Here is a 25348-nt window from a genome sequence, read left to right on the forward strand (position 1 = left end):
TGCTCTCTTAGTAGAATAGCAAAGGAATAGAGAACAGTAAAGCTTTTAAAACAAAAACCGCATGAAATCAAAATCGATTTACACGCGGCAATTTATGTTGTATTCATTTCACTTTTTCTTTAAAGGAAAAGGATACTTCTTCCGTTTTTGGTTCATAGTCAATTTTCCAGTCGTGGTCTTTGAAATACCAATAATCATGATCTTCAATAAAGAAAGTTAAGTCTTCTTTCTTTTCAGCGACTGCTGCTTCTTGCGGTTTTTCGGCAGCTAAACCGATAGAGAAACCAGGATGCAAGGAACTATTAGAACCACCATATTTGGCAAAAAGTCGAATTCCATTACCATCAGCTACATCAAATTCATCATGAAACCATTTATTTGCTTGGTCCGTTACCTCGATATTCATACTTTTCACTCCTCGTTTCCATTTTTTGTACGTATTGATTATTACTCAAGAATAGCAGATTTTACATCGAATTTCACTTTTTCTGCTTTTTGTTATGCAGTTAGTATACCTCTTTCTAATAAAATTCAAACCACTATGTATTAAAACAACCTTAAAATAAGGATATTGTACTATAACAGATTTGAGATAAAAAAACTGTGTGAGAAATAAATCCCACACAGTTTTGATTGCATCTTATTCTAATGGAGCTTTTCCAAGGAATGCTTTGAACATCCAGATATGTTTGTCAATGCTAGCTTTAAATGCAATTAGCATATCGTTTGTTACATCGTCGCCTTCTTTGTCAGTTAGCTCAATGCCTTGTTTATATTCGTCTCTAAGTAATTCTAATGTACCAACTAAGTCTTCCATTAATTGATCCATAGTTTTAGGTTTTGTATAAGGAGCTTCTTCTACACTCGCATTTTCTAAAAACTCTTTTAAAGTCGAGAATGGGCTTCCACCAATGGCAAGTAAACGTTCTGCTACTTCATCCATTTGTTCACCGAATTCGCTATATAAATCATCCATTTTTTCATGTAAAGTGAAGAAGTTGTGGCCTCTCATATACCAATGAATTTGATGAATTTTTACTGTGAATACGTTTAAATTCGCTACTTGATGATTCAAAAATTCCTTTGTGTCTACTGAGTTGATTGTTTTCATAATTATCTTCCTCCTATTTTGTAATGATTATCACTTAATAATAAGTATAATCTATTTCCACTACAATGTCCAGTGTGGAAACCATCACAAAGTATTTACCACTGATATGATTTTTTAAACATCTATTAATGTTTTTCCAATATTTATCTCTTCTTTTATGATAGAATAAAAATGATATTTACACAACTAGGAGGATAGACAATGGAAAATTATTCTCACCGCTTTCAGGTGAACTTGGCTGGTATGATTGACATTCTCTCTAATCATCTTTATGACGAAAAAGATGTTTATATTCGAGAATTATTACAGAATGCTACAGATGCAATTAGAGCTAGGAAGAAAATAGAGCCTACTTTAAATGGAAAAATCCATGTTTCATTATCTGGTGAAAAAAACAACAAAACTTTAATTTTAGAGGATAATGGGATTGGTTTAACGGAAGATGAAGTCCATGCCTTCCTTGCAACTATTGCTAATTCATCTAAAGGTGAAAAAAACTTTGATGGTCAAGATACCAATGATTTTATTGGTCGCTTTGGGATCGGTTTACTTTCTTGTTTTATTGTTAGCGATGAGATTGTAATGATTTCTACCTCACAAAAAAACGGAGAAACGACTGAATGGCATGGAAAAGCTGATGGTACTTATTCTGTCCGTAAAATTAAAACCGAAAAACGCGAACCTGGTACTCAAGTTTATTTACGGTTGCGTCCTCATATGGATGAACACCCTGAATGCGAAAAAACGGAATACTTGATTAATACATTAAAAAAATACGGCTCTTGTTTAGAAAGCGCCATTTTAATAGAAGCAGATGGTTATGAACAAGAGATTAACTCGTGGACCAAGCAATTTGCTGATAAAGAAATACTGTTCAGTCTTCCGAGGGAGCAAATTCTTCGCTACGGGGAACATTTACTCGGCACTCGCTTTCAAGATTATTTCTTAATTGAAAATGAATCTGGACGTACTTTTGGAATCGCTTTTATGATTCCTTATACGGTGCAAATGAATGCGGTGCGCAAACAAACGGTATTTTTAAACAATATGTATGTGACGAGCGAAGCGAATAATGTTCTTCCTAACTGGGCTTTTTTTGCTGAATGTATACTTTGGACAGATGAGCTTCAGCCAGTCGCTTCACGGGAATCTTTTTATAAAAATGAGCGCCTTGAAATCGTATCTAAGGAGCTAGGTGTGGCGCTAAAAAAAGGAATTGAAACGTTACCTGAGAGCGCACTAACAAAGTTATTATCGACGCATTATCTTGGTTTTAAAGCATTAGCTAGTGAAGATGCACCGTTTTTAAAATTAATTTATTCTTATCTACCGTTTAAAACTTTGAATGGTGAAGAAAAATTAGCAGATATAATGAAAGAAACGACGACAATCTACTATACTTTTTCGGTGGACGATTTTAGACAGATAACTGATATTGCTCGCTCTAGTGGTATGACATTGATTAATGGCGGTTACTCCTACGATACACCAATTTTAACGATGCTAAATCATTTAGTGGATGAAGCTGAGTTTATTTTAATTCAACCAGAAGAAATCACCAATAAATTGTTACCGATGTCTGCTGAAGAAGAAGTAACTTATCAACCAATCCTAGCTGAAATGAATAAAATGATGGCGGAATTTGATGCCGATATAACAATTAAGCATTTTGAACCCAAAACGCTCCCTATTATTTTTATACATTCTGCCGCTACACAGGCAAGCAGAGAACTGGAACGCTCTTTAGAAGAAACAAGTTCTGTTTTCAGTGATATTTTAGAGAGTATTCAGCAAGAACAAGCCCCTGCTCCACTTGCCCATTTGTATTTAAATTTAGATAATGAGCTTATAAAAAAACTTTTCACGTCTGGTAAATCTATTAATGAGTTATCGGTGATTGTTAATGTTCTTTATATTCAGGCTTTACTGTTAGGACATTACCCGCTCAAACGGAAAGAAATGGAATTAATGAATCAAAATATGTTACGAATCTTAGAAATGCTATAGGAGGAAAAAAATGGATTATTTGAATGATATTGAAGAAGCTTGGGGTATGGACGACAATGCTGAAAAAGTGAAAATTCTTGAACGCGCCATTGCAAGTGCAGATATGTATAACGATGTAGAAAATGGTATTGAGGCACGCGATATGCTGATTGATACTTGCTTAACTGCCGGATTTCCAAAAAAACAATTACAAGCCTTTAGTTGGTTAGTAAAAAAATGGGAAGATGATGCGGCATATATTGACGCTTACGATCTACTATGGAAATATAAATGGATTAGCGAACATGTCCCTACTTTTGATGAAGTATCCAAAGCGCAAATAGATGGGCTTTTGAATGATATGAAAGTAAAATTCGAACAGCAAAATTATTCCTTGCGCCCTTACTATAAAGTTTGTACCCTTGCTGCCATTCGAATGGGCGAAAAAGACAAGGCAGAAGAACTCTTTGAAAAATGGAATAACACCAAAGCAGATTATTTAAATGACTGCCCTGCTTGCGAAACAAATGATAAAGTTCATTATTACTGTTTTATCAAAGATTTTGAAAAAGCGAAGAAAGCTGCTGCTCCAATTATTAAAGGGAAACAGAGCTGCGCAGAAGTCCCTCATTTAACTTATGGAAATATGGCTTTAGCGTATTTAGAACTTGGTGATGAAAAAATGGCGCAAGAATGTTTTGATAAAGGCTACCCTCTTGTGGAGAAAGAAAGTTCATTAATTCCACCACTTAGCCATTTGCTTAAGTATCTAGTGCTTACAAACCAAACTGAAAAGGCTAGAGAAGTCATTGATGCGAATAAAGAAATCGTCCTTAAATCAGAAAGCGGACTAGATCGATTATTATTTTTACAAGCTGCTTATCCTCTTTTGGATCGTGAAACAGAAGCAGACTTGGTGGAAATAGCCGAAACTTTAACCGCAAAATTTGATGCACGAAATGAAAATAGTTATTATCAAGATCGTTTGAAGTAACATTTGGAACATAGCTAGTTTTTCTAGTTATGTTCTTTTATTTGCGCTATTTAGTATTTTTTAGGATAATACAGGAAGGAGTTGAAGATGATGACGATTTGGGTTAGAAATGGGAATAACGCTGCAACTGAGCAAGAGATTTCTGCAAAAGAAACGGAACTAGGTTTATTCTTACCAGCTGAATATAAAGAGCTGCTTTTGAAGCAAAATGGTGGATTGATTCGAAAAAACCATTTTCCAACGAACGAGCCAACGTCTTACGGACTTGATGTCGCGGAAATTTATTATTTAGCTAGTTTAAATGAATTATTAACGGACATTCCGGAACAAAATGATGTTGATCTTGCAGGCAAACAAGTTTATTTTCACCGAGATGAATCGCGCTATATCGGTTTTTCCTATTTAGATAATAAGTCCCTGCCTAGCATTATATATGTTGATTTTGAAACGCTACAGACCTTAGTTGTTGCAGAAAACATGGCTGAGTTTTTGGAGGCACTATATTTCAGCCCCTTCCCAGTAGATTTCGCGGAACAATTTCCAGTAAAAAAACTAGACCAAATTCTTGCTTCAAGTAATGTCAAAAAAACCAAGCAATTACTAGAGTTATTAGAGGATTATCCAGATAAAAAGTGGTATTTAGAAACACTCATTCGTTTACTTCAAAAGAACGAAATCCCCTATAATATAGTCGTCTATCAATCCTTTGAAAATCAATTGCTCTATTTCCGGAGAAAACTTGTTCCTGAACTTGTGGAAAAGATTTTCGCGATGCTTAAGGACTGTGATGGAATAGATCAAAGTGCTACTACTGAATTATATAAAGAGTGGGAATAAGGAGGAATTCAATTGGTAAAAGTAGTATTTGTATGTTTAGGAAATATTTGCCGTTCTCCAATGGCAGAAGGACTTTTTCGAAAAGAAGTTGCTAATGCAGGGTTAACGGATGAAATAGAAATTGATTCTGCGGCAACGGGAACATGGAACTTAGGAAAACCACCGCACCGTGGTACAAGAGAAGTTTTGAAAAAGCACGGTATTAATTATGAAGCAATGCGTGCTCGGAAAGTAACGGATGCCGATTTTGAACAAGCTGATTATATTATTGGGATGGATCAAAATAATATAGCTGATTTAAATGCTCTTAATAAAAACAAAGACGTAACTCTTCGTTCACTGATGTCCTTTGTTTCAGGCAAGGAAGAGGAAGAAATTCCTGATCCTTATTACACTGGTGATTTTGATGAAACAGAGCGAATGGTAACGGAAGGAGTCAAAGCCCTTTTAGCTTTTATTACAAAAAAATAGCCTTTTTTATCCCTAACATGTTTAGAGGCTTGTCACTCGGGAATATATAAGAGTACAATCAAAAGATTAGAAAGAGGTTTTTTATATGTTAGGAATTATTTGGGGAATTATAGTTGTTTTATTAGCAGTTTGGTTACTTGGAATTATTTTCCATGTAGCGGGCGGATTAATTAATATCTTGCTAGTAGTAGTGTTAATACTCGTTATTTGGAACTTAATTCAAATGGCTAGGAATAAACGTAAATAACTGAAAAAAGAGTGGTTTGGCGCATTACGATAATGCGCCAAACCACTCTTTTTATTTTTGATTTAAATGTTGCTTTTGTAAAAAATCTTTTAAGTCTAACCGGCTTTTTCTTCCAAGCCCGCGTGCAATCTGCTCGGACCAGCCTTCTACTCGTTTTCCTGCTGTTCGTTCATCGTAGTAAGTTTTTATTTGTTCATCGTATTCTGCTAAAGTTGCTGGATTCATTTTTTGATAAGTATTTTCGTGATAAACCAAATCTTGCGGTAATCTAGGTTTGGCTTTTTCTTTGCCTTTAATCGGGTGGCCTATTGTTAAACCAAATAACGGCATCGTATATGGTGGCAAATCAAGAATTTCGGCAATTTGCCCTACGTCATTACGAATTCCTCCGATAAAGCAAATACCAAATCCTAACGATTCTGCGGCAACAGCCATATTTTGCGCGGCAAGTGCGGCATCAATAATGGAAACAAGCCATTTTTCTGAAGTTTCTAGTGCGGCTGTGTCTACTTGATGTTCTTCTAGGATGGCTTGGTGTCTCGCTAGATCAGCAACAAAGATAAATAATTGCCCTGTTTGTACAGTATATGGTTGATTTCCCGCAATAGCAGAAATTTGTTCTCGAATTTTTTTATCTGTTATTCCGATTATAGAGTATGCTTGAACAAAACTAGATGTAGATGCGGCCTGCGCACTTTTAATAAGTAAAGCTAATTCTTCTTCTGTTAAAGCTTTATCTTCAAAGTTCCGTACTGAATAATGACCTAAAATGGCATCTATCGCCTGATTCACCCTAACTCCCCCTTAGTCTTTAAAGATTTTCCGATCGTAATTTGGTTCTTGTAAAAGCGCGCCAAAACTCTGTTGACGTAACGCTTCATATGCTAAAACTGCTGCGGTGTTAGATAAATTTAAAGATCGAATATGATCAGTCATTGGAATTCGTAAACAATTTTCCTCATTTGCTTGTAAAAGTTCATCAGGCAAACCAGTAGTTTCTTTTCCAAAAACAAAGAAATAATTTTTATTTGGATCACTATAATCAACGTCACTATAAACATGGCGTCCGAATTTAGTAATATAGTAGAATTCTCCACCAGCATTTTTTTCGAAAAACTCATCTAGGGAATCGTAATAGGAAAGTTTCACATTATCCCAGTAGTCCAGTCCAGCGCGTTTTAACATTTTATCATCTGTGGAAAAACCAAGTGGACGAATTAAATGTAAATAAGTATCTGTTCCAGCACATGTTCTTGAGATATTTCCTGTGTTTGCAGGGATTTCTGGTTGATATAGTACGATATGGTTTGGCATTTCTTTTCACCTGGTTTCTATTAATTTGGTATTGCTGTTAATTCTTGGAGTACTTGTTCATCTTGTTCGTTTTGGAGCGCTTTTTGGACAGCTTCTTCAGCTTGTTCCCCGCCGATTTTACGTAAGGCCCATCCAGCGGTTCCGCGAATGACTGGCCTCGGATCATTTTCCAAGCAATCAATTAAGTCTGGTACTGCGGTTTTATCTTTATAACGAGCTAAAATAATTATCGCATTTCGTTGGATTGGCTTTTTCCCGCGCCATGAACCAGCCATATCGCCAAACTGCTCTTTGAAAGCGCGATTTGAAATATGTAGCAGTGGCTTTAACTCGGGACGAACAAGTTCCGGGTCCGGCTCCATTTCCTCATGAAAATGAAAATCATGACCGCGATTATATGGACAAACTACCTGACAAGTATCACAGCCATACAAACGATTATGCAATACTTCGCGATATTTTTCATCTAGAAAGTCTTTTGTTTGGGTGAGGTAGCTTAAACATATTTTCGGATTCATTTTCCCTTCACCTAACAAGGAACCTGTTGGACAAGCTTTTACACATTGGTTGCAGCTGCCACACAAGTCGCTAGCAGGCGTATCTGGTTCAAAAGGAATATTGGTTATCATTTCCCCTAAATAAACCCAAGAGCCGTACTCTGGCGTTATAAGCAGCGTGTTTTTCCCGCGCCAACCAATGCCAGCTCGTTCTGCCACAGCCACATCCGATAATTCACCGGTATCTACCATAGATTTCATTCGTACATCAGGCAAACGTTCACTTAAAAATTGTTCCAGTAGAGCTAATTTTTCTCGTAAAACAGTATGGTAATCGATGCCCCACGAAGCTCTAGCAAAAACGCCACGTCTTGCTTCTTTTTTGCTGGTAGGCGCTTCTTTTAATTTAGATGGGTAAGCAAGCGCAATAGCAATAATCGACTGGGGTTCTTTGAAAATAAGCTCTGGATAAACACGCTCATCAATAACCGGATGCTCAAACCCTGTAAAAAGATCTAACGCTTCAGCTTCTAATAACCGTTCCTTTAAAAATAAAAAAGGGTCTGCTGTCGTAAAACCAATTTTTTGAATTCCAATTTCATGTGCATAAGCAATTAGCTCTTCTTTTAGCGCTGCGTAATTTGATTCTGGCTTCACTATCATCATTCCCCCTTTCCTTATTTTCAGGCAATAAAATAAACGCAATGCTTCGCTTAGAAAGGTCGAAACACTGCGTTGATAACAGGATTTATAAAAAATATAAAGCGGGTGATGGGAATCGAACCCACGACAACAGCTTGGAAGGCTGTAGTTTTACCACTAAACTACACCCGCACAGTAAGTAGTTCTTAGTGTTTTAACAACTTTTATATAATACCATTCTATGTTAGTTTTGACAAGACTTTTTCTGGAATTTCTTTGTAAAAAATAAAATCCTACTATATTTATGATTTTCAAGGCTTTTTACTAACTTGCTTATATGCTGTGAAATAAATATTGATTCTCTCCCTTAAGTAGTAAAGCTTCTGAACCAAATGTGGTAAAATGGATGAAGAAATGGTAAAGAGATCGCTTGCTTTAAGTGGCATTGTCCCACTTTTTTCAAACGACGATACTACTTCTAGTGCATCACAAACTATAGAAGTAAGAACAACAGGGATAAATGGTACTAGTGGCGGGACGCTTTATCAACTTAATTAAGGATGTGTGAAATATGGAAAAAAATATTGAATACTCCTGTATAGTCCCTGTTTTTAACGAAGAAGAAGTTCTACTAAAAACATACGGGAGACTTACAGAGGTCATGCAGACACTTGACGGTCCCTACGAAATTATTTTTGTAAATGATGGTAGTCGTGATTTAACGAAGAGTATGTTGCAAAAATTAAGTGTGGAAGATAGTTGTGTAAAAGCAATCCATTTTTCGAGAAATTTTGGGCATCAGATTGCTATTACTGCTGGCGCCAATTATGCGCATGGTAAAGCAGTTATTGTTATCGACGCAGATTTACAAGATCCCCCTGAGTTAATTATTGAAATGGTAGAGAAATGGAAAGAAGGCTACCAAGTTGTTTACGCCCAACGTCTGAAACGAAAAGGGGAAACTTTCTTCAAAAAACAAAGTGCTTCTCTCTTTTACCGTATTTTAACTAAATTAACGGATATTAATATTCCGGTTGATACTGGTGACTTCCGACTCATGGATGCGCAAGTTTGTCGAGAGCTAGCTGGATTACATGAAAAAAATCCTTTTGTTCGCGGGCAAGTTAGTTGGCTTGGATTTAAGCAAACAGCTCTTCACTATGAACGCGATGAACGCGCGGCTGGAGAAACAAAATATCCACTCAAAAAAATGATTAAATTATCTATAGACGGAATTACATCATTTTCTTATCGTCCATTAAAACTCGCAAGTTACCTTGGGGTTTTAACAGCTTTCATTGGTTTTATTTACTTAATTATTGTGCTTTTCCAACGGTTCTTTACTGATACAACATTAACTGGCTGGACTTCTATTATTATTTTACAACTTGTTTTTGGCGGGACAATTCTTTTCATTCTTGGCTTAATTGGTGAATACATTGGTCGAATTTATGATGAAGTAAAAGACCGCCCGCTGTACATTATTGAAGAAGAAAACGGTTTTTCTGACCAAAAATAATAAATAATTAAAATCCTGGTTGATTTACTAGGATTTTAACTATATTCAAGCTGTTTTATTAGCGCTTTATCATTTTTATGTGAGAAAATAAAGTATGTTTTTAAAGACTACTGGAGGCTTGCTTATGACATTTTGGCAGGATATGATGAATTTCTTTTCTTATGATAATTTAATGTACTGGCTAAGTGAGTATCGGAATTTAGGTCCACTTTTAGCTTTTTTCTTACCTTTTATTGAAGCGTTTTTACCTTTTTTACCATTTATTGTTTTTGTTGTAGTTAACGTTAATGCATACGGACTGTTTGGCGGCTTTTTAATATCCGTTACAGCTGCAATTGCAGGTAGTTTATGTGTTTTCTTGTTAGCTCGAAAATTTGGGCAGACTCGATTTTTGCGATTTATTTCCGGACATAAACAAATTAAACGAGTAATGGAATGGATTGATAGACATGGTTTTAGTCCGATTTTCATTTTACTTGTAATGCCTTTTACACCATCTTCTGCTGTAAATATCGTTGCAGGTCTCTCTAAAATAAAAGTTTACCAATTTATCTTAGCGCTTGTAGGTGGGAAATTAATCAAAGTCTTTGCGATTAGCTATATTGGTTATGATTTCGTAGACTTAATTCACCAACCACTTAAACTGGCTATTTTAGCTGTTTCTGTCGTTATTTTATGGTTTGTCGGAAAACGGCTGGAACATTGGATGTCAGGAAAAAATCTTAAATAAAAAAGAAAGCACGCGGAATGCGTGCTTTCTTTTTTTAATAAAGTAAATCTAAAAATTCATCTTTTGTAATGTTACCAAAGTATTCTTTTACTTCTATATCTGCTAAAGCTTCGGCCAATGCTTCACGTTTATAAGTTGTGTTGACTAATTTCTCCTCAATATCCGCCACATTTTTTACGCCAAAGAAATCACCGAAAATCTTAATTTCTGTGATAACTCCTTTTTGTACGTTTAAGCGAACATCGACTGCTCCAACTGGAAAACGTTTTGTCCGTGTTAAATCGAATTTTGGAGATTTTCCATAGTTCCAGTCCCAATTGCCATAACGCTTAGCAGAAATTTCATGGATTTTTTCCCAATCTGGAGCGGTTAATTTGTATTCTTTCACATCTTCTACTTTATCCACGTTAAAAATGTAAAGCAATAATAAATCGCGGAATTCTTCGGTAGTCATTTCTTGATCCATAAAATCAGAAATATTCGCAACTCGACTACGAACGGACTTAATTCCTTTTGATTCAATTTTATCTTTACGTGGTTTTAGTGATGCAGCGACATTATCTAAGTTCAAATCATACATTAAAGTACCGTGCGAGAACATTTTCCCCTTCGTTGCAAATTGCGCATTTCCTGATACTTTAAAACCATCGATTAATAAATCATTACGTCCTTTTAATTCCGCATTTACGCCTAAACGTTTAAGAGCTTCCACAATCGGTTGTGTAAACTTCGCAAAATTATGGAACGATTCGCCGTCGTCATCTGTAATAAAACTAAAATTCAAGTTACCTTCATCATGATAAACAGCGCCACCACCTGAAAGTCTACGCACCACAATTAAGTCATTTTTCTCGACATATTCTGTATCGATTTCTTCTACCGTATTTTGATTCCGACCAATAATTATCGATGGCTTATTAATGTAAAAAAGCAAAACCGGTTCATCTAACTTCAATTCGGTTAAAATAAATTCCTCAACTGCTAAATTAATACGCGGATCTTTTTCATTATTATTATCTATAAAATACATACCCCAAACCCCTTTTCTTCTATATTAAAATGTTTTCGTAAATCCTTTTGATGCGAGTGCAATTTCTCCGGTGTAAATAGCTGCTGCTTCTTGTTTCAATACTTCTAAATCACCAACTTCTGGCAAATGGCTAAGGAGTAACGATTTCACATTTGCTTCTTTAGCAATTTTTGCGACTTCGGTACTTGCCATATGAACTTTTGTTTTCCCAGCTAAATCATGGAAAAAGTTCGTATCTGTTACGAGTAAATCTGCGTTTTCTGCAAAAGGAATAAAACTATCTTGATAAGCGCTATCCGCGGTGTATACAAAGATTTTTCCAGCTGCTTCAATTCGCATGGCATAACAAGGTACTGGATGAACTGTTTTTAAGAAGGTTACTTTAAACGGTCCGATTTCAAGTGTGTCATCTGCTTTATACTCCACTGCTTTTGTTACATTCGCCATTTCTAAATAAGAATAGCCACGTTCATCTTCTTTATGCCCGTAAATAGGTAAGACAGGTGGTTTTTCCTTTTTTTGCGACAACAAACGAATGTGCTGCAAAATTCCTACGTCTGCTACATGATCTGGATGGTAATGAGAAATTATTGCGGCATCAATGTCATCAGGATCAATGAAGTTTTGCATGATGGAAACGGCACTTGCCCCCACATCAATTAATAACTTAAATCCAGCTTCTTCTAGCAAATAACTTGATGTTCCTTCGTTCGCTACCGGATATCCGCCCCAATGTCCAAAAACGGTTAGTTTCATTACTGCACTTCCTTTCTCAAAATAAACCTCATTTATATGATACAACATTTATAATAAAAGGAGAAATTATCCAGAAAAAAAGACAGCTAAGAAAATCCGCTGCCTTTTTAAAATTTTACTTATTTACTAGGGAAATATTTATTCTCTAGTTCTTTTGTTAGTTTTTCTGTTTTATCTAGCTCACCAACTGCAACAAATCGTTTCGTCGTTTCCGTTGGCTTGTCACATGTGATTAATGTGATTCTAGCGTCTTTCGTATTATCTATCACGCTTACTTCTGTTTCATCAATTGTTTTTGTTTCAGTAACTGTATATTCATATAAATTTACGAGGTCAGTCAGGTAAATCTTGTCGCCTTCTTTTACCTTCATAATTGGGCCAAATAGCATTGATTCATTGCGCATATGGTGCCCCGCTAATGGATAGTTGCCTTTACCCATTACTTGGTCAGAACGCATGGTTGTTGCTCCTGCAAGTAAATTAGCAGTGTTGGTTCCTTTAAATACTAGTAAGTTAACGTCTACAGAAGGAACAGCTATCGAGCCAATAACGGCATCTTTGTCATAGTCTGCTGCACCTTTGATGACAGAGGTCATAGATGGAAGTTGTACACTTTCAAAATCAAATGTAGCATCTTTTTCATTGTTTTTCTTTAAATCGGATGCATTGTATTGATCGATTGTTTCATGGCCACTCATATATTTTACAATGCCGTTTTTAATGAATGGGGAAAAAATTAATAGTAAACCGATGATTAAAATAACGATTGCGATTGTTTTCTTTAACATATTATTCCTCCTTGTAACTATTTCATTATATAGTAGCTACTCTGATGAAGCAAAGGAAATCAGCCGCCTTATTGAAGTATTTTTGCACCTGTGACAAATTTGTAAAGTTATTCCCAAATATAGTCTGAAATTTGTCTTTTACGTTGCGCTGAAATATACGGGCTTCCTTTAGCTGTGAACCTTAGAGGATAATGGGTCGCGATACCTTTATTTGGAACACCAATTCGATTAGTTGCTTCTATTATATGTGGCACTTTTGCCCTTTCTAACCAAATATTGCTATCAAAAAGAGTTTTCCCATAATCTTGCATACTTAATCCTAAAGCTTGCGTTAATTTACCCGGGCCGTTTGTTAATTCAAAGCCAGTTTTCAAAAAACGATTTTGTTCCATTTGCTCGATGGACTCTTTCGTTGGTTCTAATGCTCTAATTAAAACAGCTTCCGGAATGCCTTCTCGCATCGTAATAAAGTTTAATAATACTTGCTGGTGCATTTGATACGTATAAATCGTTCCTGGAGTGCCGAACATTACTTCAGTCCGTTTGGTTCGTAAGTTTTTAAAACTATGGGCTGCCATATCTGTTGCCCCGAGATAGGCTTCCGTTTCAACAATGTAACCAGAAAGAGTATAATTACCTATTTCATGCACGAGTCTCATCCCTATTATATCTCTAGCTAATTCAATAGTGGTTCTATTTTCAAAAAAAGTTGGAGTGATTTTAGCGTTCATTTTATACCTCCTATTTCACTTTTTATTCTAGCAGAATTCTATCTAAAATGGTTCTTTTTTGACTAGTTAAATAAGCCTATTTGTTAATAAATCCTACTTCAGACGTATGTGTTATAACTTGCCTTTTATTAATCTTGTGTTAGAATTATGTTAAAGTGGGTGCTGTATGAAATTGTTTTTTTACATATTACAGCTTCTTTTTTTCATTTCAAAAACAACAATTAAAACGAGTAAATAGTGTGTAGGAGAGGTGTTTCATGAAGGATTGGAAAATAAAAATCCAAACGTTTTTAAGCAAAAATTATGGGTTTTTTGTTCTAGCCGTCATTCTTTATTGGCTAAAAACGTATATTGCATATCAACTTGAATTTAAACTTGGTATTGAGAACCTTATGCAGCAAATTTTGCTGTTCATAAATCCATTGAGTGGGGCTGTTTTCTTCTTAGGTCTCGCACTTTTTGCTAAAGGACGTCGTTCATTTATCTGGATCGTTGTCATTGACTTTTTAATGAGCTTTATTCTTTACGCAAATATTGTCTATTATCGATTCTTTAGTGATTTCATTACGCTTCCGAATCTAAACGCAAAACAAATGCAAAACATGGGCGACATGGGTAGTAGTATCACAGCGTTACTCAGCTGGCACGATATTATTTACTTCGCGGATATTATTATTTTAATTGCACTACTTGCTTTCCGCTTTGTAAAACCTGATAAAACTGCTCGAATCCGTGCTAGAAAAGTTGTTGGTGTTTTAACGCTTGGTATCGCGATGTTCTTTGCTAACTTAGGACTTGCTGAAATCGATCGTCCACAACTTTTAACAAGAACTTTTGATAGAAATTATATTGTAAAATATCTTGGTATGACTAACTACCAAATCTATGATGCAGTGAAAAGTACTGAGTCATCTACACAGCGTGCACTTGCTGATAGTAGTGATGTTACGGAAGTACTTAACTACACTAAATCAAAATACGCCGCGCCAAATCCGGAATATTTCGGTAAAGCAAAAGGCAAAAACGTTATTTATATTCATTTAGAAAGTTTCCAACAATTCTTAGTGAATTATAAACTTAACGGAGAAGAAGTAACGCCGTATATTAACTCTTTCTTTAAAGATAAAAATACACTGAGCTTTACGAACTTCTTCCACCAAACAGGTCAAGGTAAAACAGCTGACTCCGAAATGTTACTTGAGAACTCGCTTTATGGCTTGCCTCAAGGTTCTGCCTTTACTACAAAAGGACAAAACACTTATGAATCAGCATCAGCTATTTTAGGTCAACAAGGATATACTAGTGCTGTCTTCCACGGTAACTATAAGAGCTTCTGGAATCGTGATGAAATTTATAAACAATTTGGTTACGATAATTTCTTTGATGCTAGTTACTATGATATGAATGACGCCGATGTTTCTAACTATGGGCTAAAAGATAAACCTTTCTTCCAAGAATCTGAAAAATATCTTTCATCCTTGAAACAACCATTCTATACGAAATTCATCACGCTAACCAATCACTTCCCTTATCCAATTGATGAAAAGGATGCTTCGATTGCTCCAGCGACAACTGGTGATTCTTCGGTAGATACGTACTTCCAAACAGCTCGTTATTTAGACGAATCTGTGAAGAGCTTTGTTGATTACTTGAAGAAAACTGGTCTTTACGATAACTCTGTAATTATTATGTATGGTGACCACTATGGTATTTCCGATAACCACGAAGAAGCAATGACAAAAATTCTTGGCAAAGACTATAACACTTTCGAAAATGCCCAAGCGCAACGTGTACCTTTAATGATTCATGTTCCAGGTGTTGAAGGTGGAGTTCAAGAACAATATGGTGGTCAAGTTGACTTACTACCTACCCTGCTTCACTTACTTGGCGTGGATAACAAAGAATACTTGCAATTTGGTACTGACTTACTTTCAAAAGATCATAAACAACTGGTTCCATTTAGAAATGGTGATTATATAACACCAACTTACTCTATGATTGGTGGCAACATGTATAACCAACAAACTGGTGAACCAATTGCGACAGAAACAAAAGAAATGAAAGAAACAAAAGAGAAGGTATCCAAAGAATTAGAGCTTTCTGATTCTGTGTTACAAGGAGATTTATTACGATTCTATGCTCCTGATGGCTTCAAAAAAGTAGATCCAAGTAAATACAACTATAATAAGAAGAAATCAACTGATTCTTCTACTAAATAAAAAAGAGTCCAGCTAATGCTGGACTCTTTTTTATTTACCTAAGCCTCTCATAATATAAGAAACTGTATCATCTATTTCTTTTGCGTCGTTCCAGTTAGCATCTGGCATCACAACAAACCTTGTCAACATAAAGCCGACTATATTTGTAATAAGCGCCCTCATAATCGTACTATTTGGCATATCGACAATTTCTCCACGTGCCTTATAAAAATCAATCATTTGGTCAAACTGCCCTTTTACATGCGTCATAAAAATTTGAGAAAACTGCGCTCTAAGTTCATCATGATAAAATAATTCCATAAAGTATATTTTGATGACTTTACCATTCTCTTTTGCAAATTCAAAACGGTTAACAATAATTTCGCGAATAAACGACTGGAAATCTGGATACTCACTTTCAAAAACTTCTTTAACAAAGCTTTGAGCTAAAAATGGGATAACTCCCCCAATCAATGTTGGCATCGTGATTGCCATCAATAAATCTTTTTTTGTTTTATAATGTCTGAAAATGGTTCCTTCAGCTACGCCCGCTTTTTTTGCTATTTCATTTGTAGATGTTCCAGCATAGCCTTTTTCCGCAAACAGTTCAATGGAAGCTGCTACAATTCGGCGTTGTTTATCGCTCATTTTAGTTTCTTTTTCCGTCAAATCAAGCATTTGACGCAAGATATCTCCTTCTGCATCCACTTTTTTTCTTCCTTTCTAATTAAACTTTCCGGTATTTTTTTAATGCAAAAATATTTAGTACGACAAAGATGATTACAAATCCTAGCAAAATATAAAAATCATTTGCAAATGAGACAAATCCTTCTCCTTTTACCATAATGGATGTTAGTGCATTTGCTCCGTAGTATAGCGGCATAATATGTGCAATCCATACGAGCCAATCTGCCATGCCATCGAGCGGGAAAATCCCACAGAATAACACTTGGGGCACAATAACAATGGGGATAAATTGCACGATTTGAAATTCATTATTAGCAAACGTTGAAAGTAAGATACCTAGTGCGAGTGACACCATTCCGAGTGTTAGCGTAATGAGTAAAACATAAAATAAGGATCCGTTTTGCATCATGCCGAGCACTTGGATGGAGAAAACTGCGACTAAGATAGACTGTAGTAAGGCAAATATGCCAAAACCTATCAAATACCCTAGTTCTAGTTCGATACGTTTAATTGGGGTTGCCATGAGTCGTTCAAGCGTACCTGTTGTTCGTTCTCTTAAAAAGGAAATCCCAGCGATTAGAAAAACGAAGAAGAATACGAAAAAGCCAATGAAAATCGGGCTAATTGTATCAAAAAAGCTAGTATCTTTATCGCCATAAACGTAATCGGTTGAAATGGTTAGCTTTTCAGGGCTGTTTGTAAGTGCGGGAAGCGAGTTTGGATCAATTCCAGCTTTGGCAAGAGCTTCTCCTGTTGTTTTGGCTTGTTTCTTTACTTGAACTTGTTGCTCGGCCATCAATGCTTTTTGTAGTTTTAAACCGATTTCTTTACTTAAGCTTGGTTCACTATTTTCGTATGTCACTTTGATTTTCTCGCCATCTTGTTGAAAAAACGCGTCAAGATCAGCGTCTTTAATTTTCGCAGTTGCGTTCGTGTTGTCTGGGTAAGTCTTAATTGTTAAATCATTTTCTTTTAGTTCTTTTACCATGGAACTCGAAAGTCCGTTCACTCCGACAACTGGCTTCACTGTATCGCCTTCAAATAAGTAAGTTAGTAATGTAATAAGTAAAAGTGGCGCAAGAAACATTAAAGCAAGCGTCCGTTTATCACGCCTGAATTGGTTGACGATCCGTTTAACGATAGCTAAAATTCGCATTAGTCCTTCCCTCCAAACTCTAAAAAGGCATCTTCTAGTTTGCCAGATGAAGTTTTACTTGAGAGCTCTTGTGGGGTCCCTATGGCGATTATTTTTCCATTTCTTATCATTGCAAGTCTATCGCATTTTTCGGCTTCATCCATCACGTGCGTCGTCACAAGGATGCATTTGCCGTTTGCTTTAAGATCATCCAGTTCTTCCCAAATGGTTTTTCTTAGTTCTGGATCAATACCGACAGTTGGCTCATCTAATATTAAAACATCAGGATCTGCAAGGACAGAAATAGCGAGAGACAACCTGCGTTTCATTCCACCTGAAAAATTATTCACTTTTTTTGTTAAATCGGTTTGTAAATTAACCAGGTTCGTCGCATAGTTGATTCGGTCTTTTTTAGCAGCGCCCTTAATAGAATAAAGTGAAGCAAAAAAATCTAGGTTCTCTTTGGCCGTTAAATCAGTATACAGTGCATCTGACTGAGCCATATAACCGATTTTGCTAATTACTGGCAAGTTCGGCATTACATTTCCTAATACTTTGGTTTGGCCACTTGTTGCTTTTTCCATACCGATGATGGTTTTAACAAGAGTTGTTTTACCAGCGCCAGACGGACCAATTAAGCCGAATATTTCGCCCTTCTCTATTTCGAGAGACATATCTGATAAAATTGGTTTCTTGCCGATTTTTACATCTAAATTCGAAACATCAATTGCTATTTCTGCCATTAGTTTCCCTCCTTTTTAAAAATGAGTGATTACTCACTTTCCATTGTACTCGGATTTTTTTAAATGTAAAGGAAAAACCGAACGCATCAAGAAGTTTCCTTCTATCTGCACTCGGTTATTTTCGTAAATAAATATCTGAAATAAGGTGATCTGTTCCTTTATGAAGAACTAAATCCGCTCGGTACTTTGTTTTCTCGATGTTTTCTTTTAAATTGACGCCATTGATTGTATCCCAAACACCTAACGCAAATGTTTCTGCTTCTTTTTTACTGATTTTCGTATATGGGTGGAAATACGAGCTTTCGTCTTGGAAAGCTGTTTCGCGAAGCATGAAGAAACGTTCTAAATACCAGTTCTTAATATCTGCTTCATTAGCATCCATATACACGGAGAAATCAAAGAAATCACTCGGATATAGGCTCTCATGTTGGTCAGCTTGAAGGACATTAATCCCTTCAATAATAACAATATCCGGATTATGCATCATGCGAGTTTCGTCTAAAACATCGTAGGTGAAATGCGAATAAAGTGGTACTTCAACGTCTTCTTTATTTGCTTTTAAGTCGGTTAGAAACTTAGCAAAGCGGTCGCGGTCGTAGCTTTCGGGGAAACCTTTTTTATCCATGATACCGCGTTCTTCTAAAACCTTATTAGGATAGAGAAATCCGTCTGTTGTTACAAGCTCGACTTGCCTTGTTTTAGAAAACCAACGATCTAGCATTAATTTAAAAACACGCGCGGTTGTACTTTTCCCCACTGCCACACTACCTGCTAAGGCGATAATGAAAGGGGCACGTGATTCTTTTTTCTTTAAGTATTCCATTTTTTCACCATGAATAAAAATTGCTTCATGGTACTGGATTGCAATTAGTTTGATTAGTGGTAAATAGATTTCAGAGATGTCTTGTAAAGAAATTCGGTCATTTAAACCACGTATTTCTTCCAGTTCCTCTGCAGTTAAAATTTGGTCCTTACTCACTTCCAGCTTGCGCCATTCTTCTCGTGGGAAATGAAAGTAGTGGTTGTAATCATTCATTCAATGTTCCATCCTTTTATTCATTCGTGAAAACGTAAACAGCTTTATTTAAGGATAACTCAAGCCGCATAAATCCGCAAGTAGCGATTTAATATTTACGATAGACATAAACTGATTTTGGTTTTGCTACTTCTTTATAGCTATCTACTTGTACAGATGGGATATTCATTTTAAATGGTGAATAGTACTCTTGAGTGATCGTTCCTTTTACTGTAAGCCAGGTGTCGTTTTTAAAATTGGTCTTTTCGGGCATTTGGACAAGCATGCCAAATACGCCAGAGTCCGCTACACAATGAATAATTCCAAATCGAAATAAGAATAAATTATTATCTTTTGTCACTTCATCGTTATAGACAAAACCGGTAAATTCGATTTCTTTACCAGTAAACTCACCAGGATAGTTATAGAGAATTTCCATTGTCATTAAATAGTTGCTATCGGTTACTTTGATTGGATTTTGATCAATGATTTCGGCTTTTTCTTTCGCCATCATTTTTTCATAATCTGTTTCTCCAAAATAACCACTTGTATCAGGTCTTAAAAACTGGTTTTGGGCATAAGGGTCATCGCCCGCAGCATTATTTTTCGGAAAATGAAAGCCTTTCGCGGAAACGATGGTTGAATCAAGTGTTGCGACTGGAAATAAAAATCCCGCAATTAATGCGTAAGAAAGTAAACCGTAAACCATGATTTTTTTCAAAATAGTATTTTCACCGTTATGGGTATGCCCCATATGCTCTGTTTTTGCGCCAATATCTTCATCACGAAAAACCATAATAAGCTGAATAATTGCAAGTAAAAATGCGGCAATCATTGCTGAAAAAGATAAATAAGCGTATTTCATATTAATATATTTACTGATGTCACCAGAAATATGTAGCTGCATCAAATAAAAGCCAAATCCAAATAAAATAAAAACTCGAAACATGTGTTCACCTGCTTTCTGTTAAATAACCAAGGCGTATAAAAAGACGACAATCGTTACACTTGTAACAATTAATAAGACAAATTTTGCTTTAAATGCTCCTAACATCATCATTAAATTTTTAATATCGAGCATCGGGCCAAATACTAAAAATGCAACGATTGATTGCGTGGAAAATACACTACGGAATGAAGCGCCAATAAATGCATCTGCTTCAGAACATAATGATAAAACAAATGCTAGAACCATCATTAATAAAATAGATAAAATCGGGCCATGTCCAATGGATACAAGTGTCGAAGTTTTAATATATGTTTGCATCGCTGCGGCAATTAAAGCACCAAAAACTAGATACTTGCCGACAGAAAAGAATTCGTCAACTGCATGCTGTACGGTATGCCAAACTTTTTGACTAAAAGACATTTTTTCATGTGTATGCTCTTCACCGTGATGATGGTGCGCATGGTCGTGCTCTGGTTCAGCCTGAGCTCCTTCTGTTGCTAGAACTTGAAATTTCGTTGTTGTTACGTCTCCACTTGGACCTCCTGCAAGGGCTAAGTTTCCAGCTGGGACAGCAACTTTTTCACTGGCAGCTTCATATTTTAAAAACCGTTCTTTCAAACCAGTTCCTTTATAAAAATAAGCGATAATATTCCCGACAACGAGTGCTACTACAAGACTTCCCGCAACACGCAAAAGCGGAACTTCCCAAGTACTTCCAAATGCAACATAGGTGGAAAATAAGACAACGGGGTTAATAATTGGAGCTGTGAGCATGAAGGCAATTCCAGCATGAAGCGGTACCCCTTTTGCAAGTAGATTACGAACGATCGGCACAATGCCACATTCACAGGATGGGAAAAATACACCAATTAGCGAGCCAACAATGACTGCTAGGAATTTATTTTTTGGAATAACGCGAGCAATAAATTTTTCAGAAATGAACATTTGAATAAAACCAGCAATAAATACGCCAATTAATACAAACGGCAGCGCCTCTATCAAAATAGAAATAAAAATGGTATTCATTTGTAGGAATGAATCCGGCAAGTGACTAAACATAGGATTCCTTCTTTCTTTACTCTTTTTAATAACTATTTGATTCTAAGCCTATCTTTTGAAGAAATCAAGTAAAAGATAAATGACTATATTTTTTATTTTGCACGAATAAAAAGACAACAATCTAACTAAATTGTTGTCTTTTTGTGATAATTTCTTGATAATCTTGTTCGAGAATTGCCTTTTCTGCTGGTTTTAAATTCGGTTGCATAAGTTTCGCAGCAATTTCTGACATTCGCATTTCTAAAATCAATTTATCCTCTTCTGTTACACGACTTGGGGCTTTACTTTCTTCGTATTCTGAGAAGGTCATTCTGTGGAAAGTCATTTGGTTGTTTTCAATCACGAGTAATTCTTCTGCAACTTGATTTACAAACGTTCTATCATGAGAAACAAATAACACTGTTCCGGTAAATTGTTTTATGAGCATTTCCAGAGCTTCCATTGCATAGATGTCCAAATAGTTGGTCGGTTCATCGAGTATCAGGAAGTTCGCATCACTAACAAGAAGCATACTAAGAAGTAATTTCACTCGTTCTCCACCAGAAAGCATCCCGACTTCTTTATGCAAATCACTTTCTTTAAAATGCATACTTCCAAGCACATCTCTGTTTACTTGTTGTGTTTGAACGCTCCTATCTGTGATGTTTTCTATGAGCGTCTTCGCTAAATCTAACCCTTTTAATTCTTGATCAAAATAAGCGATTTTAGCTTGATTGTTACAAGTAATAGTTGGATTTTCTTGGATAATTTCTCTTAAAAAAGTGGTTTTACCGCTAGCATTTTCACCGATAAGCGCTACTTTATCTCCTGCTTTAATCGAGAATGCTTTTGCTTCAAACAGTGTTTTTCCTGCAATTTCGAAGGTTGCTTCTTTTGCGCTTAATATCGTACTGCCTTTTTTTATTAGTCGATTATCGGGTGTGACGATTTTAATTGGCTTTGTAGTGCGTGGTTTTTCGACATTGCCAAGCCGTTCAATCCGTTTTTCTAGCGCTTTAATTGTACTATGTTGTTTCTTTTGTTGTGTGCCTTTTCCAGCTTTAAAGGCGCTTGCTTCTTTGTTATTTAGTCGTTTTCCTGGTTTTACAATTCGTCCCGCTTCAATTTCGTGATGGTTTTGTGATGCTTGTAGTTGTTTCTTTTTGTTTTTAAATTCTTTGTAGGCAAGTTCTGCTTGGTTTTCTTGTAGTTTTTTTTGTTCTAAATAAGCGTGATAGTTTCCTTTGTAGACATGGATTCCTTGATTTTTAATTTCCCATATTTCTGTGCAAAGTGCATCTAAAAAGGCGCGATCATGGGAAATAATCATTAGGGCACCGTGAAAATCGCTCCACTGCCGTTCTAAATGTTTGACGCTTTCGACATCTAGGTTGCTCGTCGGTTCGTCTGCTAAAAGTATGCTTGGATTTTGGCGCATAGCATGTTGAATTGCTTTTCTTGTTTTTTCCCCGCCGCTTTGTGTGCTTTTATCAGTGTGAAGTTGTTTGATATAAGCGAGTTTTCCGTATGAAGTAATGTTTCCTGATGTGGCTTCTTTAACGCCAGCGATTACTTCCATGAGCGTTGTTTTTCCTAAGCCGTTTTGACCGATGATGCCGATTCTTGCTTTTTTATCTACTAACAGGTGAGGGATTTCTACTAAAGTTCTGTCCCCTATTTCTATTTTTAATTGGTTTATTTCGATTATTGACATAAAAAATAACCTCCTGAATATTTTCAGAGAGGAATCCGCGAAACTACGCCAAAAAAGGCTATAGCTAGAGTTATCATGCGAAATGAACATACGAATCCCGTCCGAAAAAATAGTTTCTACCCAAGAATTGGATAGCTTTCTTCATTTTTTCATATAATACAGGATTAGAATTTCATTGGCTTAAGATAACACTCCTTTTCGTTTGATGTTTTCATTATAGCTCAATTTAGTAAATCCTTCAAGCTAAAAAAGCCGTGCAGCTTAAATTACACGGCTTAATTTGTGACCATTTATTCACTTTCTTCCACCATCATTTTTAGTTTTTGGATGAACTCTGTGAAACTTTCTGTCATCGATAAGCGTTTGGCGTTGATTGGTTCAGAAACAATTTCCACAAATTTTTCAAAGAAATCGTTAAATTCGTTGGCATCTTTTTTGCTGATGGCGACGAGGGCAATCATTTTTACTTTGACGTCGTTCCAATAAATCGGTTCTTGGAGCGTCATCATCGAAACGCCACTGCGAATGGCATCGTTTTTGATTGAATGGGGTATCGCAATGCCTGACGGGAAACTGGTTGGTGCCATTTGTTCTCTTTTTTCAACTTTTTCTTTAAAATCTGGTTTTACAAAAGCCGCCTTTTCCATTTTAGACACCATTTGTTCTCTTATTTTTTGAGGGGTGAGTTCTGAGGGGTCGATTTGATTAGAATAGAGTGACGGGACGATATAGCGGTCAATTTGTTGTCCAAGTAGGTTGTTTTCAAGCATTTTTTTCTTGGTATGGATTCTGCTTGTAATTTTTTTAATGTCTTTCGCTGTGAGTAATGGGTGAATAAAAATGGAACCTGCTTTTTCGAGAGCGGTATCTCGGTTTGTCGTTAAAATAATATCGTATTGTTCATCGCATCTCTCATTTTCAATGACTTCTATTGTCGCATCGTTTTCAAATAAGGTGCGTAGTTTTTTTAGCATATTGGTTTTTAAATCATGGTAGTCGTCAACAAGAATACCGATTTCTAGTTTGATATAATCACGATTTTCGCTTTCTAAAAAAGAACCGATATGTAGCGCGATAAAAGATATTTCGTCTTCGTTAAAGTCAATTGCTAGTTTTTCTTGTAGTAAAGAGGAAATGTAAACTGCGATGTCAAAGGTTACTGGATAAGAGGTTTTAATATCAAGTAAACTTAAATTTCTTGTATAAGCTTTGTAACGCGAACGGTAATATAAGCTTTGTACATGGATGGCAAGTTTAATAAAAAGTTGCTCGTTTTGAAGATCAATGAGGTACATTTCTTCCACATTGGTGAGTACTATTTTAAGTGCTTCAATGATTTTTTTATCGACAAATTGTTCTAATTCAGCTTGGTTGGCATTGGCTGCTTGCTCGTTTTGAAGCCCAACATAAAGAAGGCCAAGTTGCTTTGTTTCTGCTTCTGAAAAATGTATTTGGTATTCTTCTGAGAGGATTCCGGCTATTTTTTTTGAGATTTCATATTCTTTAGAGTGTTTTCTAATAAGCGTTTTTTGCGTTTCGATGAGCGTATTACCTTGTTGGATCCGGACGATACTGATGGCGTAATGCAACACAATATTCATCATCGAATATTGATTAGTTGTAATAGCTTCTTCTGCTAGAACTTCTTTTACGATACTTTGGAGTTTATCAATCGAAACTATTTCTAGCATTTCTTGGATGTGCCCTTTGATGCTTTCACGGTAGCCGCCTTCTTCATACAATAAGGAAATCATATACTTTCTTTTGGCGCGTTCTTTTCCGACAAGTTTAATTCGATTTTTATCAATGCCAATCTGTACGTTTGCTTCTTTCAGTTCGTTTTTTAATTGTTGAATATCTTTTTTTAAAGTGACTTCTGAAATAAAAAGAATATCTGCGAGATCAAATAAATCGACGCCTTTGGTGGAGTTTTTAATTAATTCTAGTAATAATTTAGATTTTCGTTCTGAAACGTCGCTTTCTGCTTGAAAATCGAAGTGAATCGCTCGGTTAATTTGATACCCTTGTTTGGTTGAATTAATTAAATTTGGCGTTGCTTCATTTATTTTGTAGATATTATTGCGAATGGTTCTTGTTGTACACTCGCAAAAATCTGCTAACTCATTTGAGGTAACCCACTTGTCTTCTTGTTTATACAAATAAGCTAGTATTTCTTTTTGAGTATCCATTCCTGTTACCCCCTATATATCGAAAGC

Annotated in this window: 26 protein-coding genes and 1 tRNA gene; 9 read left to right on the forward strand and 18 right to left on the reverse strand. The window is 36.0% G+C overall.

The genetic code is table 11. The features are described from left to right. Positions 1 to 103: 103 nt before the first annotated feature. On the reverse strand, positions 104 to 406 hold the full coding sequence (locus tag AC4PG0_RS03675; RefSeq protein ID WP_003761406.1) for a HesB/YadR/YfhF family protein: 303 nt from the start codon (positions 404 to 406) through the stop codon (positions 104 to 106). Positions 407 to 640: 234 nt separating this feature from the next. Then, positions 641 to 1111, reverse strand: coding sequence for a non-heme iron-binding ferritin Fri (gene fri / locus AC4PG0_RS03680; protein ID WP_003761404.1), 471 nt, complete (start codon positions 1109 to 1111; stop codon positions 641 to 643). A 201-nt stretch (positions 1112 to 1312) separates the two neighbouring features. On the opposite strand from fri, the gene AC4PG0_RS03685 reads away from it, so the two are divergent. The 5 genes from AC4PG0_RS03685 to AC4PG0_RS03705 all read left to right on the forward strand — a co-directional run bounded on the left by AC4PG0_RS03685 (position 1313) and on the right by AC4PG0_RS03705 (position 5646). Then, the gene (locus tag AC4PG0_RS03685; protein ID WP_492167429.1) at positions 1313 to 3118 is read left to right on the forward strand and encodes an HSP90 family protein; all 1806 of its coding nucleotides are present in this window, start codon (positions 1313 to 1315) and stop codon (positions 3116 to 3118) included. A gap of 10 nt (positions 3119 to 3128) precedes the next feature. Continuing rightward, positions 3129 to 4091, forward strand: coding sequence for a hypothetical protein (locus AC4PG0_RS03690; RefSeq protein WP_492167428.1), 963 nt, complete (start codon positions 3129 to 3131; stop codon positions 4089 to 4091). 90 nt (positions 4092 to 4181) lie between these two features. Beyond that, positions 4182 to 4928: an SMI1/KNR4 family protein gene (locus tag AC4PG0_RS03695; RefSeq protein WP_492167427.1), complete on the forward strand. Its 747-nt coding sequence runs from the start codon at positions 4182 to 4184 to the stop codon at positions 4926 to 4928. A 12-nt stretch (positions 4929 to 4940) separates the two neighbouring features. Further along, on the forward strand, positions 4941 to 5399 hold the full coding sequence (locus AC4PG0_RS03700; protein WP_010990686.1) for a low molecular weight protein-tyrosine-phosphatase: 459 nt from the start codon (positions 4941 to 4943) through the stop codon (positions 5397 to 5399). A gap of 85 nt (positions 5400 to 5484) precedes the next feature. Further along, entirely contained in the window at positions 5485 to 5646 is a 162-nt protein-coding gene (locus tag AC4PG0_RS03705) for a lmo0937 family membrane protein (RefSeq protein ID WP_003761398.1), read from the forward strand. Positions 5647 to 5697: 51 nt separating this feature from the next. On the opposite strand, the gene nfsA is transcribed toward AC4PG0_RS03705, so the two are convergent. The 4 genes from nfsA to AC4PG0_RS03725 form a co-directional block, all read right to left on the reverse strand. Then, the gene (nfsA, locus tag AC4PG0_RS03710; protein WP_003761397.1) at positions 5698 to 6438 is read right to left on the reverse strand and encodes an oxygen-insensitive NADPH nitroreductase; all 741 of its coding nucleotides are present in this window, start codon (positions 6436 to 6438) and stop codon (positions 5698 to 5700) included. A gap of 12 nt (positions 6439 to 6450) precedes the next feature. Then, the gene (trmL, locus tag AC4PG0_RS03715; protein ID WP_003766193.1) at positions 6451 to 6960 is read right to left on the reverse strand and encodes a tRNA (uridine(34)/cytosine(34)/5-carboxymethylaminomethyluridine(34)-2'-O)-methyltransferase TrmL; all 510 of its coding nucleotides are present in this window, start codon (positions 6958 to 6960) and stop codon (positions 6451 to 6453) included. 20 nt (positions 6961 to 6980) lie between these two features. After that, a complete protein-coding gene (gene queG / locus AC4PG0_RS03720; RefSeq protein WP_003761394.1) occupies positions 6981 to 8120 on the reverse strand; it encodes a tRNA epoxyqueuosine(34) reductase QueG in 1140 nt (379 codons plus the stop codon). 100 nt (positions 8121 to 8220) lie between these two features. Beyond that, positions 8221 to 8291 (reverse strand) — tRNA-Gly (locus tag AC4PG0_RS03725). A gap of 222 nt (positions 8292 to 8513) precedes the next feature. Between AC4PG0_RS03725 and AC4PG0_RS03730 the strand changes: the two genes are divergently transcribed. The 3 genes from AC4PG0_RS03730 (at position 8514) to AC4PG0_RS03740 (ending at position 10348) form a co-directional block, all read left to right on the forward strand. Next, complete coding sequence (locus tag AC4PG0_RS03730) at positions 8514 to 8657, forward strand: hypothetical protein (RefSeq protein ID WP_171821150.1); 144 nt, start codon at positions 8514 to 8516, stop codon at positions 8655 to 8657. Between the two features lie 13 nt (positions 8658 to 8670). After that, on the forward strand, positions 8671 to 9618 hold the full coding sequence (gltA, locus tag AC4PG0_RS03735; RefSeq protein ID WP_194316866.1) for a glycosyltransferase GltA: 948 nt from the start codon (positions 8671 to 8673) through the stop codon (positions 9616 to 9618). 124 nt (positions 9619 to 9742) lie between these two features. Then, complete coding sequence (locus AC4PG0_RS03740; RefSeq protein ID WP_003761391.1) at positions 9743 to 10348, forward strand: TVP38/TMEM64 family protein; 606 nt, start codon at positions 9743 to 9745, stop codon at positions 10346 to 10348. A gap of 34 nt (positions 10349 to 10382) precedes the next feature. On the opposite strand, the gene lplA1 is transcribed toward AC4PG0_RS03740, so the two are convergent. From lplA1 to AC4PG0_RS03760, 4 genes are all read right to left on the reverse strand, one after another. Then, the gene (gene lplA1, locus AC4PG0_RS03745) at positions 10383 to 11378 is read right to left on the reverse strand and encodes a lipoate protein ligase LplA1 (RefSeq protein WP_492167426.1); all 996 of its coding nucleotides are present in this window, start codon (positions 11376 to 11378) and stop codon (positions 10383 to 10385) included. Between the two features lie 24 nt (positions 11379 to 11402). Next, positions 11403 to 12134 (reverse strand): MBL fold metallo-hydrolase, encoded by a 732-nt coding sequence (locus AC4PG0_RS03750; protein WP_003761386.1) that lies wholly within the window; start codon positions 12132 to 12134, stop codon positions 11403 to 11405. Between the two features lie 119 nt (positions 12135 to 12253). Beyond that, on the reverse strand, positions 12254 to 12922 hold the full coding sequence (locus tag AC4PG0_RS03755) for a class A sortase (RefSeq protein ID WP_003766182.1): 669 nt from the start codon (positions 12920 to 12922) through the stop codon (positions 12254 to 12256). A 107-nt stretch (positions 12923 to 13029) separates the two neighbouring features. Continuing rightward, entirely contained in the window at positions 13030 to 13653 is a 624-nt protein-coding gene (locus AC4PG0_RS03760) for a DNA-3-methyladenine glycosylase (protein ID WP_003771177.1), read from the reverse strand. 257 nt (positions 13654 to 13910) lie between these two features. On the opposite strand from AC4PG0_RS03760, the gene ltaS reads away from it, so the two are divergent. Continuing rightward, a complete protein-coding gene (gene ltaS / locus AC4PG0_RS03765) occupies positions 13911 to 15872 on the forward strand; it encodes a lipoteichoic acid synthase LtaS (RefSeq protein WP_003761379.1) in 1962 nt (653 codons plus the stop codon). 30 nt (positions 15873 to 15902) lie between these two features. Here ltaS and AC4PG0_RS03770 read toward each other — a convergent pair whose 3' ends face one another. The 8 genes from AC4PG0_RS03770 to AC4PG0_RS03805 all read right to left on the reverse strand — a co-directional run bounded on the left by AC4PG0_RS03770 (position 15903) and on the right by AC4PG0_RS03805 (position 25321). Next, complete coding sequence (locus AC4PG0_RS03770; protein WP_003761377.1) at positions 15903 to 16559, reverse strand: TetR/AcrR family transcriptional regulator; 657 nt, start codon at positions 16557 to 16559, stop codon at positions 15903 to 15905. 19 nt (positions 16560 to 16578) lie between these two features. Beyond that, on the reverse strand, positions 16579 to 17694 hold the full coding sequence (locus tag AC4PG0_RS03775; protein ID WP_492167425.1) for an ABC transporter permease: 1116 nt from the start codon (positions 17692 to 17694) through the stop codon (positions 16579 to 16581). Continuing rightward, positions 17694 to 18416, reverse strand: coding sequence for an ABC transporter ATP-binding protein (locus AC4PG0_RS03780; protein ID WP_010990681.1), 723 nt, complete (start codon positions 18414 to 18416; stop codon positions 17694 to 17696). The genes AC4PG0_RS03775 and AC4PG0_RS03780 overlap by 1 nt, the downstream gene beginning before the upstream one ends. A gap of 115 nt (positions 18417 to 18531) precedes the next feature. Next, complete coding sequence (gene coaA, locus AC4PG0_RS03785) at positions 18532 to 19452, reverse strand: type I pantothenate kinase (RefSeq protein WP_003761370.1); 921 nt, start codon at positions 19450 to 19452, stop codon at positions 18532 to 18534. 88 nt (positions 19453 to 19540) lie between these two features. Further along, positions 19541 to 20380, reverse strand: coding sequence for a TIGR03943 family putative permease subunit (locus AC4PG0_RS03790; RefSeq protein ID WP_203575852.1), 840 nt, complete (start codon positions 20378 to 20380; stop codon positions 19541 to 19543). 18 nt (positions 20381 to 20398) lie between these two features. Continuing rightward, on the reverse strand, positions 20399 to 21439 hold the full coding sequence (locus tag AC4PG0_RS03795; protein ID WP_010990680.1) for a permease: 1041 nt from the start codon (positions 21437 to 21439) through the stop codon (positions 20399 to 20401). 121 nt (positions 21440 to 21560) lie between these two features. Continuing rightward, the gene (locus AC4PG0_RS03800; protein WP_045553442.1) at positions 21561 to 23132 is read right to left on the reverse strand and encodes a Vga family ABC-F type ribosomal protection protein; all 1572 of its coding nucleotides are present in this window, start codon (positions 23130 to 23132) and stop codon (positions 21561 to 21563) included. Between the two features lie 290 nt (positions 23133 to 23422). Continuing rightward, positions 23423 to 25321 (reverse strand): BglG family transcription antiterminator, encoded by a 1899-nt coding sequence (locus tag AC4PG0_RS03805; RefSeq protein ID WP_492167424.1) that lies wholly within the window; start codon positions 25319 to 25321, stop codon positions 23423 to 23425. Positions 25322 to 25348: the final 27 nt, after the last annotated feature.

This window comes from Listeria sp. MAN/IMW/UF464 (genome assembly GCF_058683955.1).

What these genes read in the sequence shown, in the direction of transcription:
- AC4PG0_RS03755 (WP_003766182.1), bottom strand. Translation starts at nt 12,922, where the DNA reads ATGTTAAAGAAAACAATCGCAATCGTTATTTTAATCATCGGTTTACTA.
- fri (WP_003761404.1), bottom strand. Translation starts at nt 1,111, where the DNA reads ATGAAAACAATCAACTCAGTAGACACAAAGGAATTTTTGAATCATCAA.
- AC4PG0_RS03675 (WP_003761406.1), bottom strand. Translation starts at nt 406, where the DNA reads ATGAATATCGAGGTAACGGACCAAGCAAATAAATGGTTTCATGATGAA.
- AC4PG0_RS03740 (WP_003761391.1), top strand. Translation starts at nt 9,743, where the DNA reads ATGACATTTTGGCAGGATATGATGAATTTCTTTTCTTATGATAATTTA.
- AC4PG0_RS03690 (WP_492167428.1), top strand. Translation starts at nt 3,129, where the DNA reads ATGGATTATTTGAATGATATTGAAGAAGCTTGGGGTATGGACGACAAT.
- ltaS (WP_003761379.1), top strand. Translation starts at nt 13,911, where the DNA reads ATGAAGGATTGGAAAATAAAAATCCAAACGTTTTTAAGCAAAAATTAT.
- AC4PG0_RS03800 (WP_045553442.1), bottom strand. Translation starts at nt 23,132, where the DNA reads ATGTCAATAATCGAAATAAACCAATTAAAAATAGAAATAGGGGACAGA.
- lplA1 (WP_492167426.1), bottom strand. Translation starts at nt 11,378, where the DNA reads ATGTATTTTATAGATAATAATAATGAAAAAGATCCGCGTATTAATTTA.
- AC4PG0_RS03705 (WP_003761398.1), top strand. Translation starts at nt 5,485, where the DNA reads ATGTTAGGAATTATTTGGGGAATTATAGTTGTTTTATTAGCAGTTTGG.
- AC4PG0_RS03805 (WP_492167424.1), bottom strand. Translation starts at nt 25,321, where the DNA reads ATGGATACTCAAAAAGAAATACTAGCTTATTTGTATAAACAAGAAGAC.
- AC4PG0_RS03760 (WP_003771177.1), bottom strand. Translation starts at nt 13,653, where the DNA reads ATGAACGCTAAAATCACTCCAACTTTTTTTGAAAATAGAACCACTATT.
- AC4PG0_RS03790 (WP_203575852.1), bottom strand. Translation starts at nt 20,380, where the DNA reads ATGTTTCGAGTTTTTATTTTATTTGGATTTGGCTTTTATTTGATGCAG.
- AC4PG0_RS03780 (WP_010990681.1), bottom strand. Translation starts at nt 18,416, where the DNA reads ATGGCAGAAATAGCAATTGATGTTTCGAATTTAGATGTAAAAATCGGC.
- AC4PG0_RS03695 (WP_492167427.1), top strand. Translation starts at nt 4,182, where the DNA reads ATGACGATTTGGGTTAGAAATGGGAATAACGCTGCAACTGAGCAAGAG.
- AC4PG0_RS03795 (WP_010990680.1), bottom strand. Translation starts at nt 21,439, where the DNA reads ATGTTTAGTCACTTGCCGGATTCATTCCTACAAATGAATACCATTTTT.
- AC4PG0_RS03685 (WP_492167429.1), top strand. Translation starts at nt 1,313, where the DNA reads ATGGAAAATTATTCTCACCGCTTTCAGGTGAACTTGGCTGGTATGATT.
- queG (WP_003761394.1), bottom strand. Translation starts at nt 8,120, where the DNA reads ATGATAGTGAAGCCAGAATCAAATTACGCAGCGCTAAAAGAAGAGCTA.
- gltA (WP_194316866.1), top strand. Translation starts at nt 8,671, where the DNA reads ATGGAAAAAAATATTGAATACTCCTGTATAGTCCCTGTTTTTAACGAA.
- AC4PG0_RS03730 (WP_171821150.1), top strand. Translation starts at nt 8,514, where the DNA reads ATGGTAAAGAGATCGCTTGCTTTAAGTGGCATTGTCCCACTTTTTTCA.
- AC4PG0_RS03750 (WP_003761386.1), bottom strand. Translation starts at nt 12,134, where the DNA reads ATGAAACTAACCGTTTTTGGACATTGGGGCGGATATCCGGTAGCGAAC.
- AC4PG0_RS03775 (WP_492167425.1), bottom strand. Translation starts at nt 17,694, where the DNA reads ATGCGAATTTTAGCTATCGTTAAACGGATCGTCAACCAATTCAGGCGT.
- coaA (WP_003761370.1), bottom strand. Translation starts at nt 19,452, where the DNA reads ATGAATGATTACAACCACTACTTTCATTTCCCACGAGAAGAATGGCGC.
- trmL (WP_003766193.1), bottom strand. Translation starts at nt 6,960, where the DNA reads ATGCCAAACCATATCGTACTATATCAACCAGAAATCCCTGCAAACACA.